This window comes from Nocardia sp. bgisy134 (assembly GCF_057708325.1).
This window is the reverse complement of the sequence record NZ_JBYIRW010000012.1, coordinates 114,088-131,063: the sequence shown is the minus strand read 5'-3', so window position 1 is coordinate 131,063 and position 16,976 is coordinate 114,088. Positions and strand designations below refer to the sequence as shown.

The window sequence follows — 16,976 nt, the reverse complement described above, 5'->3', positions numbered from 1 at the left end:
GACGATATCGTCAGTAAGTGGAAGGGAGTGGTCGATGAGCGGCCATCACGATGTGCACAGAGGGCTGCACAGCGCGCGCGGCGCGTTGGCGGGCGAGCATCCGGGCCGCGCGGGCAACCCGGTGGTGAAGGTGCTCGATCTGGCGTGGCTGGAATTCGCGAAGCCGGACCTGGAGCGCGCCGAAACCTTCGCGCACGCATTCGGTTTCACGACCGCGGGCCGGACGGCCGACGAGGTGCGGTTGCGCGGCACCGACCCCGGCTCGCCCTGCGTGCTCGTCCGCCGCGGTCCCCGGTCGCGCTTCATCGGTCCAGCATTTCTGGCCGCCGACTCCGCTGACCTGCTGCGGCTTGCGCAGGCCATGGACGCGCGGGTGACTCCGCTGCCGGAGTCGCTGGGCGGGCTCGGGGTCGAGCTGGTCGACCCGAGCGGGTTGCGCGTCCGGGTCGTCGCCGAGACGCACGAGCTGCCCGCGCTGTCGCCGCAGCGGCCGCACGCGTTCAATCTCGGCCACGAGGTGGTGCGCATCAACGGCACGCAGCGTCCGCCGCGAATCCCCGCGCGAGTGCAGCGGCTCGGGCACGTCGTCGTGCAGACGACCAAGTACCGGGAAACGCTGGACTGGTACCTGCGCAACCTCGGCATGATCGTCAGCGACTTCCTCTACTACCCGGGCCAGCGGGAGCGTGGGCCGGTGATGAGCTTCATCCGCTGCGACCGTGGCGCCACTCCGGCCGATCACCACACGCTCGCGCTCACGCTGGGACCGTCCAACCGGTACGTGCACTCGGCGTACCAGGTCGCCGATCTGGACGCGCTCGCCGCGGGCGGCGAATACCTGCGCGAACGCGGCTACCACCGGTCGTGGGGGATCGGCCGCCACATCCAGGGCAGCCAGATCTTCGACTACTGGCGCGATCCGGACGGCTTCATGGTCGAGCACTTCAGCGACGGCGACATGTTCGACTCCACCCTGGAGCCGGGTTGGGCGCCGATGAGCGCCTCCGGTCTCGCGCAGTGGGGTCCGCCCGCCACCAAGGACTTCCTCGGCCTCGCGCCCGGAGCCGAATCGCTGCGGGAACTGCGCGCGATCGCCGACGCGCTGTGTGAGGACAACGAATTCGATCTCCGCCGCCTGCGCGGCCTGTTGAAGGGAGCCAAGTCATGACCCTTTCCGTCCTTCGCACCGCCGACGCCTGGTGGGTGCGGACGCGCCGAGACGATGTGCTGGAGCGGGGTGCGGCCCGCATCGAGACCGCCGCGACGACCACGCGGGAGCTGCTCGCCGACCGTGACGCCATCGCCGCGGCCGCCGCCAGTACAGATGTCGTTGCGGTGGAGAGCCTTTCGCTGATCTCACCGGTGACCGCACCGTGCCGGGTGGTGGCGCAGATGACGAACTTCGCCTCGCACGTGAAGGACTCCGGCCTGGACCCGGAGACCGTGCCGCTGACGTTCTTCCGCAAGACCTCCGGATCGATCAGCGGCCCCCACGACGACGTCGTCCGGCCCGCCCACGTGCGCCTGCTCGACTACGAAGTGGAGATCGGCCTCGTCTTCGGCCGCGAAATGCCGGTCGGCTCGCCGATCGACGCGGAGCGCCTCGCCGACTATATCGCGGGCCTCGTGGTCACCAACGATATCTCCGCCCGTGATGTCCAGCTGCCGAAAACCCAGTTCTACGAGGCGAAGTCGTATCCGACGTTCACTCCGGTCGGACCGGCGCTGGTGCTGCTCGACGCCGACGAACTGAAGCGGTTCACCGACCTGCGGCTGCGGCTGTGGGTCAACGGTGAAGTCCGTCAAGATATGACGGTCGCCGACATGATCTACCGGCCGGTCGAGACGCTGCGCGAACTGACGCGCTTCCAGCGGATGGACTCCGGTGATCTGCTGCTGACCGGAACGCCGATCGGCACGGCCATCAGCGCCCCGCCCAAGGCGGTGCAGTTCGTCGCGAACCTGCTGCCGTCCGCGGTCAAGTGGAAGCTGTTCTTCCAAGGCCAGGCCAAGAATCCGAAGTACCTGAAGGACGGCGATGTGGTCGAGGCCGCGATCGGCACCGACGACGGCGCCATCGATCTCGGCCGCCAGCGCACTGTCGTGAGGTACGCCCGGTGACCGAGACAACGCTCGAGGCCGCGGCCGAAGACCTGCTCTGGCCCCGCTACGCCGGGCCGGAGGACTTGGCCGCCATCGAATCCGTTCCCTTGGAGCAGCGCGGTCTGCCCGAATCGACCTACGCTCTGCTCGTCCGCGCCGCGACCCGGTGGCCGGAGCGCAACGCGCTGACGGTGCTGCCCGAGGCCGCGCGCTGGCGGGAACCGTTGCGGCGCAGCTACGCCGAACTGCTCGCCGACGTGCACCGGTACGCGAACCTGCTGCACGAACTCGGCGTGCGCCGCGGCGGCGCGGTCGCGCTCATCGCGCCCAATTGCGCCGAGCTGATTCCCGCCACCCTCGCCGCGCAGCTGGCGGGCATCGCCGCGCCGATCAATGGTGGCCTCTCGCGTGATCACATCGCCAAGTTGCTCGGCCGCTCCGGTGCACGGATCCTGATCGTCGCCGGGCCCGAACTCGCCGCCGACAGTTGGGCATCCGCCCGTCACCTGGCCGCGCGAGGCCTCGTGGACGCGCTGCTGGTGCTGCGCCCCACCGCTGCGGCGCACGAGGCGCCCGAGCTGCCCGCGATCGCCGGTATCCGGGTCGGCTACCTCGATCTCCTTGCCGGAGAACAAGATTCGTCCCGATTCGTCGGTATCCCGCCCGTGCCCTCGGATCTGGCCGCGCTGTTCCACACCGGTGGCACCACGGGCGTGCCGAAGCTGGCCGCGCACCGGCACTCCGGTGAGGTCGCCAACGCGTGGATGATCGCCGCCAACTCCCTGCTGGACGAGGACGCGGTCGTCTTCGCCGCGCTGCCGCTGTTCCACGTCAACGCCCTGGTCGTCACGCTGCTCGCGCCGATGTTCCGCGGTCAGTCGGTGGTGTGGGCCGGACCGCTCGGCTACCGCGACTTCACCCTCTACGCGGAGTTCTGGAACATCGTGGCGCACTACGAGATCGCCGCCATGAGCGCGGTGCCGACCGTGTACGCCGTGCTCGCGCAGTGCCCGATCGGCGCGGACATCTCCAGCCTGCGCTACGCGATGGTCGGCGCGTCGCCGCTGCCGACCGCGGTGCGCGAGAACTTCCAGGCACACACCGGCGTGACCCTCGTAGAGGGCTACGGCCTCACCGAAGCGACCTGCGCGTCGGCGCGCAGCTTCCCGGATGCGCCGCGACCGGGCGCGGTGGGACAGCGGATGCCTTATCAACGCGTCGAGATCGTGCGCATCACCGGGGACGGGTCGTGGGTGAGGCTGCCCGCGGGAGCGGCCGGTGTGCTGGTGATCAGCGGCCCAACGGTTTTCGCCGGGTACGTGACCGGCCGGGACCAGCACGGCCACGTCACCGACGGGCTGGGCACGCTGGTCGACGGCTGGCTGGACACCGGCGATCTGGCCCACATCGACCAGGACGGCTTCATCCACCTGCACGGTCGCGCCAAGGACCTGATCATCCGCGGCGGCCACAACATCGACCCCTCGACCATCGAGGACGCCCTGCTGGCTCACCCGCAGGTCGCGGCGGCCGGTGCGGTCGGCCGCCCGGATGTACACGCCGGTGAAGTCCCGGTCGCGTATGTCGTCATCACCGCAGGTGCGGACGTCACCGGATCGGAGTTGGTGGAGTGGACCGCCGACCGGGTACACGAGCGGGCCGCCGCACCCAAGACGGTCACCGTCCTCGACGCGCTGCCGGTCACCGACGTCGGCAAGCCCTACAAGCTCGGTCTGCGCGCCGACGCGACCCGCCGCGAACTGCTCGAGGCCCTCGCAGGGATCGCCGGACTGCGCGGCGTCACGGCCGAGGTCGCGGACGGCGCGGTCGTCGCGACGGTCGAACTCGAATCCGCCGCGGACGAGCAGGACGTCGAGACCGTCCTCGGCCGCTACGCGATCAGCTGGAAAGTGGTGGTGCAATGACAATCGTCTCCACGGTACTCGCGGGCCTGCTGGCGGCAGAGTTCCTGTTCTTCGGGGCTGCCAAGCTGCTCGCGCTCGCCCCGATGCGCGAACGCGCCGAGCATCTCGGCTTCACGACGACCGCCTACCGGGGAATCGGCGCACTCGAAATCGCCGCCGCCGGTGGCGTGCTGCTCGGTTTCGTTCTGCCGTGGACCGGTATCGCGGCGGGCACGGGGCTGACGCTGCTGATGGCGGGCGCAGTCGTCACCCATCTCCGCAACGGCGACGGCGTACCCGAGATCGCGCCCGCGGCCGCGACCGCGCTCGTCGCCGTCGGCTACGTGGTCACTCTCGCCGGGGTTTCCCCGTGACCGCGCGCACGATTCCGGTCGTGCTCGTCGGCGCGGGCCCGACCGGGCTCACCGCGGCCACCTTGCTGGCGCAGTACGGGATCGAGTCGCTGATCCTGGAACGGTGGGAGGGCGTGTATCCACAGCCGCGCGGGGTCCACCTCGACGGCGAGATCCGCCGGATCGTCGGCCGGCTCGGCGTCGGCGAGGAATTCGACGCGATCTCCCGGCCCGCGCTGGGTTTGCGGCTGCTCGATCCCGATCGGCGGGTGCTGGCGCAATTCGATCGCGACCCGGCCGGTGGTCGCAACGGGCACCCGGAGGCGAACCTGTTCGACCAGCCGGAACTGGAAGCGATCCTGCGCGCCAACCTGCGCCGCTACCCGGAGGCGACCCTGCGGAGCAACGCCGAAGTCGCCGCCGTGACCGAGGAAAGCGGCGGCGTCCGAGTCGATTTCACCGACCGGGCGACGGGGCGAACCGAATCGGTGCGCGCCGGATACCTGCTCGGCTGCGACGGGGCCAACAGTCTCGTCCGCGGCGCGATCGGCGCGCGGATGCGGGATCTGCGATTCGCGCAGCGTTGGCTCGTCGTCGACATCGCCACGACGGCGGACCTCGGCCACTGGGAAGGCGTCCACCAGGTCTGCGACCCGACGCGCGCAGCCACCTACATGCGCATCGGAAAGACCCGCTACCGGTGGGAATTTCGCCTTCGCCCCGGCGAGACCGCCGCCGATTTCCGCGATCTGTCCCCGCTGCGACCGCTCATCGCGCCGTGGGTCGACACCGCCGCGTTCGAGCGCCTCGAGCTGGTGCGGGTCGCCGAATACACCTTCCGCGCCCAGCTCGCCGATCACTGGCGCGCGGGACGGGTGTTCCTGCTCGGCGACGCCGCTCACCTGACACCGCCGTTCATCGGCCAAGGCATGGGCGCCGGTCTGCGCGACGCCGCGAATCTCACCTGGAAACTGGCCGGGGTGCTGCGCGGTGAGCTCCCGGAAGGCGTGCTCGACACCTACGAGACCGAGCGAAAACCGCACGCGCGCGCGATGATCCGGCTGGCCCAGCTCACGGGCATGGCCATGACCGCAGGCGGCGAGCTCGGCAACCGGCTGCGCGGCCTGATCGCACCGCGGCTACCTCGCGTGCCCGGCCTCGCCCGCACGGTCACCAGCGGCGAATCCCCGCCGCTGCGCCGTTCCGATCTGGTGGTCGCGCCGCTGCTGCGGCGCGGCCTCGCCGGTCGGCTGCCGCCGAACGATCGCCTCCCCGACGGGCGCCGGGTCGACGACCTCATCGCGGGACGCTTCGCGATCCTCACGACGGCCGACCTGCCGCAGGCCGACAAGAACCGGATCGAGCGCCGCGGCGGTGTCGTGCTTCGCGCGGTGCCGGGGACGGCTCTGCACCGCTGGCTTCGGCACCGCCGGCTTCGGCACGGCCGCGCGTCGGCGGCCCTGGTCCGGCCGGACGGAGCCGTGCAGAGCTGGGGAGCGAACGCGTCCGCCCTGTGCGCGGCGGCGCCGCGATTCGCGCCCGACGATCGAGCCTGAGCGCGCGAAGGGTAGCTGACTATTACTACGTTTTTGAGGAAATCATCACTTCTCGTGTTATCGTGCCAGTAGTGCGTCAGTCGCTCCGTCGCTCGCTGGCTCGGTGAGAGGATCCGCATGTCTCGGTATCTGTTCGCGCTCGGGCGGGTCGTAGTCCATCGCCGCTGGTGGGTGCTGGTGATCTGGATCGTGCTGCTGGTCGGTGCGGTCTGCTTCGCCGCCGGGACCGGCGGCAAGACGAACGACAACTTCGCCGTCCCCGGCACCGAATCGCAGGATGCCGTGTCGTTGCTGCACCAGCGGATGCCGGCGTTCAGTGGCGCGCATATGCAGGTGGTCTTCGCCACGCCCGGTCTGGCCAAGGTGACCGACCAGCAGGTCGCCGGTCAGATCGAGCAGGTGATGGCGGGGTTGCGCGGGCTGCCGCAGGTCGCGGCGGTCGTCGACCCGTTCCAGGCCAAGGCGGTGTCGCCGGATCAGCGCGTCGCGCTGGGCAGCGTGCAGTTCTCGGTGTCGGCGGGGGAGGTCGCCGAGGACACACTCGAAGGGGTGGACCGCGTCGCCGATCCCGCGCGGGAAGCGGGACTCGACGTGGAGTTCTCCGGTGCGGTCTATCCGGGCTTAACCGCCGAAATACCGCATACGCCAGAGCTTCTCGGCGTCATCGCGGCGTTGATCATTCTGCTGATCACCTTCGGCGCGGCGGTCGCGGCGGGCCTGCCCATCGTCACCGCGCTGGTCGGCGTCGGTATCGGACTCACCGGAATTCTCGGGGTCGCCGCGTTCGTCGACGTGCCCTCGGCGGCGACGTCGCTGGCTTTGATGCTCGGCCTCTCCTGCGGCATCGACTACGCGCTGTTCGTTCTGTCGCGGCACCGGCACCATATCGTGCTGGGAATGGCCGCGGCGGAATCGGTTCCACTCGCCGTCGGGACCGCGGGCAGTTCGGTGGTGTTCGCGGCGGTCACCGTGATCATCGCGCTGTGCGGGCTGACGGTGGCGAACATCCCGTTCCTCACCGTCATGGGTCTGACCGCGGCGGGCGCGGTGCTGGTGGCCATGCTCGTCGCGCTGACGCTGCTGCCCGCCCTGCTCATGTTCGCCGGGGACACCGTCGCCCGGTTCATCTCGCCGCCGCTGCACCCGGGACGGCCGGAGGAGATCGCGCGCATCGCCGCCTACGAGCCCGAGCGCACATTCGGGCACTCGTGGGGACGATTCGTCACGAGATTCCGTATCCCGCTGCTGATTCTCGGCGTCGCGCTGCTCGTCGCCCTGGCGATCCCCGTCTCCCGCATGGAACTCGGGTTGCCCAGTGGCGCGACGCAACCGGACTCGAGCACCGCCCACAAGGCCTACGACCTGGTCGAGAAGTCGTTCGGCCCCGGCTTCAACGGGCCGCTGCTGGTGGTGACCGACCTGTCGCGAGCCACCGGCCCGGACGCGGCGCAAACGCTCATGGGCAGGCTGCGACAGGAACCCGGCGTGGCCGCGGTGCAGCCCGCGGGCACCGGGGACGGTCTGATGCTGATCCAGGTCGTCCCCAAGACCGGCCCCGACGACCCGGCCACCGCCGATCTGGTGAACCGGCTGCGCGACGACCGCGCCGCGATCGAAAGCGGCACCGGGGCAACGTATCTGGTCGGCGGCACCACCGCCGCGAATATCGACACCTCGAACCGGCTCGCCGAAGCGCTGCCGATCTTCCTCGCGGTCGTGGTCGGCCTGGCGCTGGTGCTGCTGACGATCGCGTTCCGCACGATCCTGGTCCCGCTGTCCTCGATCGCGGGCTTCATCCTCTCGGTCTTCGCCGCCCTCGGAGCACAGGTCGCCGTATTCCAATGGGGCTGGGGCGCGGAACTTTTCGGCGTCACCAAGGCGCAGACGCTGAGCTTCCTCCCGATCATCACCCTCGCCATCATCTTCGGCCTGTCCAGCGACTACCAGATCTTCGTCGTCTCCAGGATCAAGGAGGAACACACCCGCACCGCCGACGCGGTCACCTCGGTGCAGAACGGCGTCGCGCACTCCGCCCGCGTCGTCACCGCCGCCGCGCTGATCATGTTCGCTGTGTTCGTCGCCTTCGCCACCGTCGACAACCCCATCGTCAAACCGCTGGCGTTCACCCTCGCCGTCGGCGTCCTGCTCGACGCCTTCGTCGTCCGGCTGACCCTGGTGCCCGCCGTCATGGCCCTCGTCGGCAACCGCATGTGGTACCACCCGCGCTGGTTCGCCCGCTACGTCCCCGATCTCGACATCGAAGGCGCCGAACTCGAACATCGAATGGCTTCCCGGCCCGAATCCGAGGCGTCGCCCGCGCGGCGATAGGGGAGAGCGATCGCCCATTCCTCGCTGTATCGGCCGGGCTGCACTCGAGCACGAAATGCGGACGGGCCGACGGTGATTCTTCGAAGGCGCGAACGTTCACACCGTCGCGTTCGTCTCCGACGTTCGGTCCGGGTTCTGGGTGAACGCGGCGCGATACGCGCTGGGGGTCAGCCCAGTCCGTCGCGAAAGATGTTGGCGCAGAGAGTCTGTCGTGGCGAGGCCACTGAGGCGGGCAACCTGGTCCATCGGTAAGTCGGTCGTTTCCAGGAGCTCCTGGGCCCGGATGACGCGCTGATGGAGCAGCCATTGGAGCGGGCTCAGGCCGGTTTCCGCATGGAACTTGCGGGTCAAGGTGCGAACACTGGTGCGGGCATGGTTCGCGAGGGCGGCGCGGGTGAGTGGCTCGTGCAGGCGGGCGAGCGCCCAGCTACGGGTTGCCGCCAGGGAGATGCCGGTCTCGGGCGGGAGGGGTGTCCGAATGAACTGAGCTTGTCCGCCCGGCCGCACCGGCGCCGCCACCATGAGCCGGGCCGCCGAGTTGGCTGTCGCGGCGCCGTAGTCGCTGCGCACCAGATGCAGGCACAGATCGATGCCCGCGGACAGTCCGGCGGAGGTCAGGATGTTGCCGTCTTCGACGTACAGCACGTCGGGGCGCAGGTCCACCGCGGGGAAGCGGCTGGAGAACTCGTCGGACTTCGCCCAATAGGTGGTGGCCCGGCGTCCGTCGAGCAGCCCGGCCTCGGCGAGTACGAAAGCTCCGGTGCAGATCGAGGCGATCCGCTTGCCCTCGGCGGCGGAGCGGCGCAACACCGCGAGGATGCGCGGGTCGATGTCGTCGCGGGCGCCGGTGCCGGTGACGATGACGGTGTCGGCGTCGTCGACCGCGTCCAGGCCGTGGGCGACGGTGATCTCCAGGCTGCCGTTGGTGGCGACCGGCCCGGGACGGGCGGCGCAGACGCGCACCTGATAGCCGGGGACGCCGTCGACCAGCGTCTCGCCCAGCACCAACTCGGGGATGGACAGGTCGAACGTCGTGGCTGGCGGGACGGCGACAACAGCTACCCGGTGCATGGCCCGAACCTCCGGATGTTTGGCATGTGGGCCACTATCGTACGGATCTCCTGCGGCGGAAGCTGAATGGCGCGTCGGCGCGGCTGTTGCGCCTGCGGCCGTTCACACCACCGCGAATCAGGAGAGCTGGGATGTCCTTGCACGTCGTCATCGGAGCCGGAGCCACCGGCTCGGCCACTGCCCGTTTGCTGGCCGACACCGGCGAGCGGGTCCGGCTCGTCACCCGCAGCGGTAGCGGGCCGGTGCACGAGCGGATCGAGCGAGTTGCCGCCGATGCCACCGACACCGCGCGGCTCACCGAGCTGACGCGCGGCGCGGCCACCCTGTTCAACTGCGCCATGCCGCCCTACGATCGCTGGCCGACCGACTTTCCTCCCTTGGCCGCCGCCCTGCTGGCAACGGCCGAGCGCACCGGCGCCGACTACGTCATGCTCGGCAACACCTACGGCTATGGCCCGGTGGACGGCCCCGTGACAGAGGATCTCGCCTTGGCGGCAACCAGCGCGAAAGGCCGTGTCCGGGCTCGGATTTGGCACGACGCGCGCGCGGCCTACGAGGCAGGCCGGGTGCGGGTGACCGAGATCAGGGCCAGCGACTTCCTGGGCGCACGCGCCTACTCGCCGTTCACTCTCATGGTGGGTGCGCACGTGCTGGCAGGTTCGCCCGCCTTCTACCCCGGGGACCTCGATGCCCCGCACAGTTGGACCTACACCGGTGACGCGGCGCGCACGCTCGTCGCCGCAGCGAGCCACGAACAATCCTGGGGCCGCGCCTGGCTCGTGCCGTCCAGCGCTGAGGAGTCGGTGCGCGAACTGGCGACACACCTGGCCGCGGCGGCAGGCGCGCCCGAGCCGCGCCTGAATCGCATGACGAGGGCCGAGCTCGAGGAAATCGGCAGGACGGACTCGATCATGGCGGAGTTCCCGGAGATGCTGTACCTGTACGACCGGCCCAACATCCTCGACGCGTCATCGACAGCGACGACATTGAATGTCACACCGACCCCGATCGACGTGGTCCTGGCCGAGATGGCGGTCCCGGAGCGATGAGGTGAGCTCGGGCGGCCGCTGCTCGCCGCACGCCATTTGCCATCCATTCGCCGGTGGGTGAGCGATACGCTGGAGCGGGGAGGTTGGCGGAAAGGAGCTGATGTGGGGCAATCGCGAGGAGCGGCCGCACCACACGTAGCCCGCCGTGTGATCGCCCTGGGCTGATCCCGAGCTACCGATGTACGAGCCGATCGACCTGGTCGATTCAGCCGAACGGACCCGCACCGTGCTCGCCACCGCCGTGGCACGGTTCTCCGAAGCCTGGGCGTCAGGGGCACCGCCCGACCTGTCGGCGTATCTACCGCGTGAGCCGGCCGCGCGGCGGACGGTACTGATCGAACTGATCAAGATCGATCTCGAATACCGCTGGCTGCGTCATCACTATCCCAAACGACTGGCCGATTACCGCACGGAATTCACCGAGCTGCGCGAGGGGCCGCTCCCGGCCGAGCTCGTCTACGAGGAATTCCACGCCCGGCGCCGCGGCGGGGAGGCGCCCGAGACGGCGGCCGCCGTCACCGCTGCCACAGCCGCCGCGGCCGATTCCGAGCTCGCGCAGATCGCCGACGACTACCACAGCACGATGATCGCCCGCCCCGGCGCCCAGGTGTTGCTCGACTCCATCGACGTCGGCGACCGGGTCGACGATTTCGACCTCCTGATGCGGATCGGCGCGGGCGCCTTCGCCCAGGTGTATCTGGCCAGGCAGCAATCCATGCAGCGACTGGTCGCGGTGAAGATCTCCCACAACCACGGCATCGAGCCGCAGACCCTCGCCCAGCTCGACCACGAATACATCGTGCGCATCTTCGACCAGCGACTGATCGGCGACGGCGAGCTGAAGCTGCTCTACATGCAGTATCTCCCGGGCGGAACGCTGCTCGACGTGCTGCGCTTGCGGCGCGCGACGCCCGAGGGGCAGCACAGCGGGCAGCTGCTGCTCGACGCGGTCGACGCCGTGCTCGCCGACAAGGGCGAGGTGCGGCCCGCCGATTCGGCTGTTCGCGAACGGACCGCCGCGCTGACCTGGCCCGAGACCGTCGCCTGGCTGGGCCGCCGCCTCGCGGACGCGTTGCAGCACGCGTCCGAACGCGGGGTGTTGCATCGCGACATCAAACCCGCGAACGTGCTGCTCAGCGCCGAAGGCATCCCGAAACTGGCCGATTTCAACGTCAGCTTCAGCAAACGCGTCAAGGGCGCGAGCCCGCTGGCGTACTTCGGCGGATCGCTGGCGTACATGTCGCCCGAACAGCTCGAGGCCTGTCATCCCGAGCTGCCCGCGTCCGCCGCCGATCTCGACACGCGAAGCGACATCTTCGCGCTGGCCGTCATGCTGTGGGAACTGCTGACCGGACGGCGGCCTTTCGCGGACGAAACATCCGCGGGCGAGTCGGAGACGTCGCTGGCCCGCATGCTCGAACTGCGGCGCAGGCCCATCGACTCGAAGTTCCTGTCCGATCTACCGCCGGACTGCCCCCCGGCGCTCTGCCAGGTGCTGCTGAAGTGCCTGTCGCCCGACCCCGCGGATCGCTACTCGTGCGGTTCGGAATTGGCCCAGCAGCTCGACCTGTGCCTCGAGGCGAGGGCTCGCGACCTCGTCTATCCGCCACCGAACAGTTGGCGGGCGCGGCTTTCTCGGTGGCCGACCCCGATCCTCTGGTTGTCTTCGCTGATCGGTATCGGCCTGGCGACGATCTATCTGGCGACACACGTTCAGAAACTGATCAGAGAGCGAGTGCCCGACGCTGTCAACACGCAGATGGACAGGGGCGTGATCGCTTGCATCCTCGGCGTCTTGCCGTTGGCCGTCGTCATCTACGTGTACATATCGCGTGATCTGCTCGCGGTTCTGCGTGGCTTGCGCGAGGGCAGGCGCTACGACGAGTCGACGCTCGCGCGGGTGCGGTCGCGAACGTTGCTGTGGGGCGACCTGTGTGCGCTGAACACCCTTCTCGCCGCGGTTATCGCCACCGTGACCGGCGTGATGTTGCTGCGCGCGTTCACCGACGTTTCGCTGCGGCTACAGATCCACGCGGCGATGACCGTGCTGGTGGCGGGCACCATCTCCGTCGCCTACACGTTCTTCCTCTCCACCTTCTACATCGTGCGCTGCGTCTATCCCATCCATCTGCGCCATGGCCGCACAACGGAGCGCGACTCGGCCGATCTGCACTGGCTGCGCCGAAGAACCACGGTCTATCTCGCGATCACCGCATCTGTGCCGGTGGTCGGCGTGCTGGCGGGATTCGGTGCCCTCGAATCGGGCGAGCTCGCGCTCGTTCGCGATTCGGTGCTGGGGTTGTGCGCGGGCGGCGGGCTCGCCTTCGTCGCCGCGTACTGGCTTTTCAGGACGCTCGACGCCGACCTGCGGGCGCTGGACCGGGTGATCGCCGTGCAGCCCCGATCCGTGGAAGCGATCGCCCGTCAGTGAACCGCGTCGCCCGCCGAATCGTCGGCGGGAGTATGCGGATTCGGGATGTCGATGACGGCGAGGAAGGCGGTCGCCGCGGGCGTGCGGCTGAAGCGGTTCCAGACGACGTATTCGACGCGGGCAGGCGCGTCGTCGACCTCGACGGTGACCACACCGGTGAGCTGCGGCACGTAGGCGGCGGGGAGCATGGCCACGCACAGGTCCTGCCCGACGAGCCGGGCGATGTAGTCGGCGGTGGTCACTTCGAAGGCGACGTCACGGTGCAGGCCCGCGGCCGCGAAAGCTTGGTCGGATTGGGCGCGTCCGGCGGTCCCGGCGGGCAGGTCGACGAAGATCTCGGACGACAGTCTGCGCAGGTCGACCGTCGGTTCGCCGACGAGCGGATGGTCCGGCGCGACCACGGCGACGAGCCGGTCACGGGCGAGTTCGCGGGCGGCGACACCGCGGGGTCGCGCGGTGGTCGGCAACCCGAGGAAGGCCACGTCGATGGCTCCCTGCTCGACCTGATCGACGAGATCCTCGCTCGCGCCCACCCGCAGGCCGATGCGCACGTGCGGGTGCAGCTTGCGGAATTCGCGCAGCGCGCCGGGGACGTCGACGGCGGCGACGGTGGGGATCAGGCCGACGGCGAGCCGCCCGCGCACCTCGCCGACGGCCGCGGCGACCTCGGCGGCCGCGCGCTCGGCGGCGTCCAGGCACTGGCGGGCGGCCGGGAGGAAAGCCGCGCCTGCCGGAGTCAGCCGCACTCGGCGGCTGGTGCGCTCGAACAGTCGTGCGCCGAGTTCCCTTTCCAGGCGGCCGATTTGGTGACTGAGGGCGGACTGGACGACCAGGCACCGTGCGGCGGCGCGGGTGAAGCTGTTCGTCTCGGCGACGGCGACGACATAGCGCAACTGCTGAAGCTCCATGGATCAATCGTGAATCACGATCTATGGAGTGACAAACATGTGTTGGATTCATCAATCGATCTCGGCTGAGATCGTGAGTATGAAAAGTCCAGCAGCGCAGCGGGTTCCCGATCCACCCACCCGGGAAAGGACGTCTCGATGAAGATCGCCGTCGACGGAGCCGCGGACGAGAGGCCGATGAGATGAAGCGTGCACTCGGTACGGCGGCCGCGCTGGTCTGCCTCGGAGGGACCGTGCTGGCACCCGCGCACCGGGCGGTGGCGGACAGCCCGGTGTTCCCCGCCACGATCGCCCTGCCTGCCGGATTCCGTCCGGAGGGCATCGCGATCGGTGCGCTGCCGGTGGCCTATTTCGGTTCCATGGCCGATGGTTCCATCTATCGCGTCGACTTGGTGACCGGGCACGGTGACCTGCTGAGCCGCGGCCCGGGGACGCAGGCGCTGGGCCTGCGGCTCGATCACCGCAGTCGCCTGTTCGTCGCGGGCGGCACCGGCGGTGACGTCCGAATCGTGGACGCCTGGACGGGCGCGGTGCTGGCGAACTACCAACTGGCAACCCCGCCGGACACTTTCGTCAACGATGTGGTGTTCACGCCGTCGGGCGCGTGGTTCACCGACTCGCGCGCGCCCGTGCTGTATCACTTGCCCATCGGGCCGGACGGTAAGTTGCCCGCGCCCGAGGAGGTGGTTCGGCTCCCGCTGACCGGTGACCTCACCTACGTGCCGAACGCGTTCAACGCCAACGGCATCGCGCGCACGCCCGATGGCACCGGCCTGATCGTCGTGCAGTCGGTGACCGGACGTCTGTTCCGCGTCGACCCCGCGACAGGCGAGGCGCGCCACGTCGACCTCGGTGGCGAGGAGCTGCCCGACGGCGACGGACTGCTCCTGGACGGCAGCACACTGTATGTCGTCCAGAACCGGCGCAATGCGATCGCCGTGATCGCCCTCGATCCCGAGGGCACGAAGGGCACGCTGGTACGGCGAATCATCGACCCGCGCTTCGACGTACCGGCCACTGTCGCCGCGTTCGCGGGTCGGTTGTACCTGCCGAACGCTCGCTTCGACACCCCGCCCGAGCCGACCACGCCCTACACCGCTGTCGCGGTAGACTGCCTCGCTGAGATGGTGTCCGGATCCCGTGCGGCTCAGCGCAATACGTACCGGCTGGTGGGAACGACATCGATGTCGCGGTCGGCGCCGAACGCGGCCACGCTGGTCATCATGCGCTGAATGCGCCGGTTCAGTTCGGCATCGTCGCCGCCGCTGCCGTAGAAGGCGTGCGGGTCGCGCAGCGCCTCCAGGGGGAACAGTTCCTCGACCACCGCGGTGATGTCCGGGGCGGTGTCGGTGACCGCCTCGAGGACGCGATTCTGCACGTAGCCGAAGGTGGCCTGGGTGGCGATGGCGACCTCGGTGTGGCGGTTGCGCCAATGATCGAGCCATTCGCCGTACGGCAGTTCCGGCGGCCTGCGCAGGAACGCGACATTGGCCAGCCCCGGGGTGCGCTCGCCGATCGGCACCGGAGGCGGCGGCAGCGGCGTCCTGACCTCGACCCGCCACCCCTCGCACCGTTCGGCGACGCCTCCGAGCGTGGCGAGCACGGCGGCGCGGTCGCAGCCGGTCGAGGACGAGAGGGCGAGGACCGCGTCGATCGGCGCGTCGAAGGTCGTCAACCGGAGCATCGCCCCGGCCACGTCGGCGTCGGCGATGTTCAGCCGCACGGATTCGACGCCCGCCGCGACCAACTGCCGCGTCAGCGCCGCGTCCCGCAGATCGCCGACACCCCAGAGCGCGAAGATCAGATCCTCCGGCACCGCACCACCACCTTGTAGAACAGGTTCCAGTACGGCGAGTGTAGGCGGCGCGAGGGCTCAGCGCGGCAGCAGGGTGATGCGGGCGTTCTCGGCCGGGCTGAGACCGGTGTGGTAACGGCGTGGCGGTTCGATGGGCCCGGACGCGGCCTGGATGCGACGCTGCTCGAGCACGGTGCGGAACAGGATGCGGGCTTCCACGAGGGCGAACTGCGCGCCAAGGCACCGATGCGCGCCCGCGCCGAAGGTCAGCCAGGTCTGGCCGTTCGGTCGCTCGTCGAGAAAGCGTTCGGGGCGGAAGACCATCGGATCCGGGTAATGCCTGGGTGATTCGTGAATGAGCAGGATCGGCACGATGACGATGGCGCCCTTGGGAATACGGATTCCGTTGAGCACGGTGTCGCGGAGGGCGCGCCGCCCGGTGAACGGGGAGACCGGGCGCAACCGCATCGTCTCGGCGACCACGGCGTCGAGGTATGCGTCGAGCCGCTCCCCGTCGCCCGCGTCGGCCGCCGCGTCCAGTTCGGCCATGGCCTGCGGGTGGCCCGCCAGCATGGCGGCGATCCAGCCGAGGGTGATGGCGGTGGTCTCGTAGGCGCCCAGCAGGACGCCGCGCATGTTGCGGGCCAGCGCGGCGTCGTCGTGCTGATCGAGTTCGGTGCCGACGTACCGGGACAGCACGTCTTTCCGGTCGCTCCGATCGCCGGGTTCGGCGCGGCGCGCGGCGATCTCCTCGATGATCACGGCGTCGACCTCGGCTTGGCGGCGACGCAGCGGCGGGTAGGGCAGCGTGTAGCCGCCGATCAGCGGCGTGAGCAAGGTGACGGCGAGGAAACCGCGACTTTCGATCTCCCCGAACCATTGGCTCACGGCCTGCTTCAGCCGATCCCGGCGGGCGGGCGCCACATCGCCGAAGACGACCGCGAGCAGCACGCCGATGGCAAGGTCGTAGCCCGCCTTCAGGAACTCGAACGGCTCACCGACCGGCCAGCGCGGCAGTTCGCGCTGGACCACCTCCACCATGAGCTCTTCGTAGGATCGAAGCGCCTTGCTCTGGAACGGCGGAGCGAACAGCCGTCGTTCGCGGCGGTGCTCGTCGCCGTCGAGGAAGATCAACGTCTGCTTGCCGAACATCGCGTCGTGGCTGGAGAACCGGCTCAGCACTTGGCCGACCGAGAAGTCGTCGTGGTTGGCGAAAAGCTCTCGCACATCGTCCATGTCGTGGGTGACCAGCATGTCCGGGAATCCCGGCGGCGAGAAGACGAACCGTTCCCCGAGCTGAAGCAAGGGGGAACGGTGGGTGCCGGGCCGCATCAGTCCACCGATCTGCCCGAGGTGGCGGGTACGTAGCAAGGGGAGATCACGCAGCGATACCGGAGTGTGCGACACGCAGCCATCCTGATCGCTGTCCCGGCGAGATGCAAACATGAAATAGTCGCGGGCGCAAAGAGAGTCGAGCA

At 69.4% G+C, this 16,976-nt stretch carries 13 protein-coding genes; 9 read left to right on the top strand and 4 right to left on the bottom strand.

The features are described 5' to 3' along the window. Positions 1-34 precede the first annotated feature (34 nt). The 6 genes from AC3ERS_RS21835 (at position 35) to AC3ERS_RS21810 (ending at position 8,244) form a co-directional block, all read left to right on the top strand. Positions 35-1,168, top strand: coding sequence for a VOC family protein (locus AC3ERS_RS21835; RefSeq protein ID WP_431969906.1), 1,134 nt, complete (start codon positions 35-37; stop codon positions 1,166-1,168). Then, the gene (locus tag AC3ERS_RS21830; RefSeq protein WP_431969905.1) at positions 1,165-2,121 is read left to right on the top strand and encodes a fumarylacetoacetate hydrolase family protein; all 957 of its coding nucleotides are present in this window, start codon (positions 1,165-1,167) and stop codon (positions 2,119-2,121) included. Before AC3ERS_RS21835 ends, AC3ERS_RS21830 begins: the two co-directional genes overlap by 4 nt. Beyond that, on the top strand, positions 2,118-4,028 hold the full coding sequence (locus tag AC3ERS_RS21825) for an acyl-CoA synthetase (protein ID WP_431969904.1): 1,911 nt from the start codon (positions 2,118-2,120) through the stop codon (positions 4,026-4,028). Before AC3ERS_RS21830 ends, AC3ERS_RS21825 begins: the two co-directional genes overlap by 4 nt. Continuing rightward, positions 4,025-4,381 (top strand): DoxX family protein, encoded by a 357-nt coding sequence (locus tag AC3ERS_RS21820; protein ID WP_431969903.1) that lies wholly within the window; start codon positions 4,025-4,027, stop codon positions 4,379-4,381. The genes AC3ERS_RS21825 and AC3ERS_RS21820 overlap by 4 nt, the downstream gene beginning before the upstream one ends. Beyond that, positions 4,378-5,916: a bifunctional 3-(3-hydroxy-phenyl)propionate/3-hydroxycinnamic acid hydroxylase MhpA gene (gene mhpA / locus AC3ERS_RS21815; RefSeq protein ID WP_431969902.1), complete on the top strand. Its 1,539-nt coding sequence runs from the start codon at positions 4,378-4,380 to the stop codon at positions 5,914-5,916. The genes AC3ERS_RS21820 and mhpA overlap by 4 nt, the downstream gene beginning before the upstream one ends. A 117-nt stretch (positions 5,917-6,033) precedes the next feature. After that, positions 6,034-8,244: an MMPL family transporter gene (locus AC3ERS_RS21810; protein ID WP_431969901.1), complete on the top strand. Its 2,211-nt coding sequence runs from the start codon at positions 6,034-6,036 to the stop codon at positions 8,242-8,244. Positions 8,245-8,340: 96 nt separating this feature from the next. Here AC3ERS_RS21810 and AC3ERS_RS21805 read toward each other — a convergent pair whose 3' ends face one another. After that, positions 8,341-9,315, bottom strand: a complete 975-nt coding sequence (locus tag AC3ERS_RS21805; protein ID WP_431969900.1) for a GlxA family transcriptional regulator — start codon at positions 9,313-9,315, stop codon at positions 8,341-8,343. Positions 9,316-9,446: 131 nt separating this feature from the next. Here AC3ERS_RS21805 and AC3ERS_RS21800 point away from each other — a divergent pair, with 131 nt between their 5' ends. Together AC3ERS_RS21800 and AC3ERS_RS21795 are read left to right on the top strand one after the other, a co-directional pair. Next, a complete protein-coding gene (locus tag AC3ERS_RS21800; protein WP_431969899.1) occupies positions 9,447-10,364 on the top strand; it encodes an NAD-dependent epimerase/dehydratase family protein in 918 nt (305 codons plus the stop codon). 178 nt (positions 10,365-10,542) lie between these two features. Continuing rightward, entirely contained in the window at positions 10,543-12,795 is a 2,253-nt protein-coding gene (locus AC3ERS_RS21795; protein WP_431969898.1) for a serine/threonine-protein kinase, read from the top strand. Here AC3ERS_RS21795 and AC3ERS_RS21790 read toward each other — a convergent pair. Further along, positions 12,789-13,703, bottom strand: coding sequence for a LysR family transcriptional regulator (locus tag AC3ERS_RS21790; protein WP_431969897.1), 915 nt, complete (start codon positions 13,701-13,703; stop codon positions 12,789-12,791). The two genes, AC3ERS_RS21795 and AC3ERS_RS21790, sit on opposite strands and share 7 nt — an antisense overlap. 182 nt (positions 13,704-13,885) lie before the next feature. Here AC3ERS_RS21790 and AC3ERS_RS21785 point away from each other — a divergent pair, with 182 nt between their 5' ends. Then, positions 13,886-14,935 carry an SMP-30/gluconolactonase/LRE family protein gene (locus tag AC3ERS_RS21785; protein ID WP_431969896.1) on the top strand — a complete coding sequence of 350 codons (1,050 nt, stop codon included), beginning with the start codon at positions 13,886-13,888 and terminating at the stop codon, positions 14,933-14,935. On the opposite strand, the gene AC3ERS_RS21780 is transcribed toward AC3ERS_RS21785, so the two are convergent. Beyond that, complete coding sequence (locus AC3ERS_RS21780) at positions 14,851-15,519, bottom strand: hypothetical protein (protein WP_431969895.1); 669 nt, start codon at positions 15,517-15,519, stop codon at positions 14,851-14,853. The genes AC3ERS_RS21785 and AC3ERS_RS21780 overlap by 85 nt on opposite strands. A 57-nt stretch (positions 15,520-15,576) precedes the next feature. Continuing rightward, entirely contained in the window at positions 15,577-16,905 is a 1,329-nt protein-coding gene (locus AC3ERS_RS21775; RefSeq protein WP_431969894.1) for a cytochrome P450, read from the bottom strand. Positions 16,906-16,976: the final 71 nt, after the last annotated feature.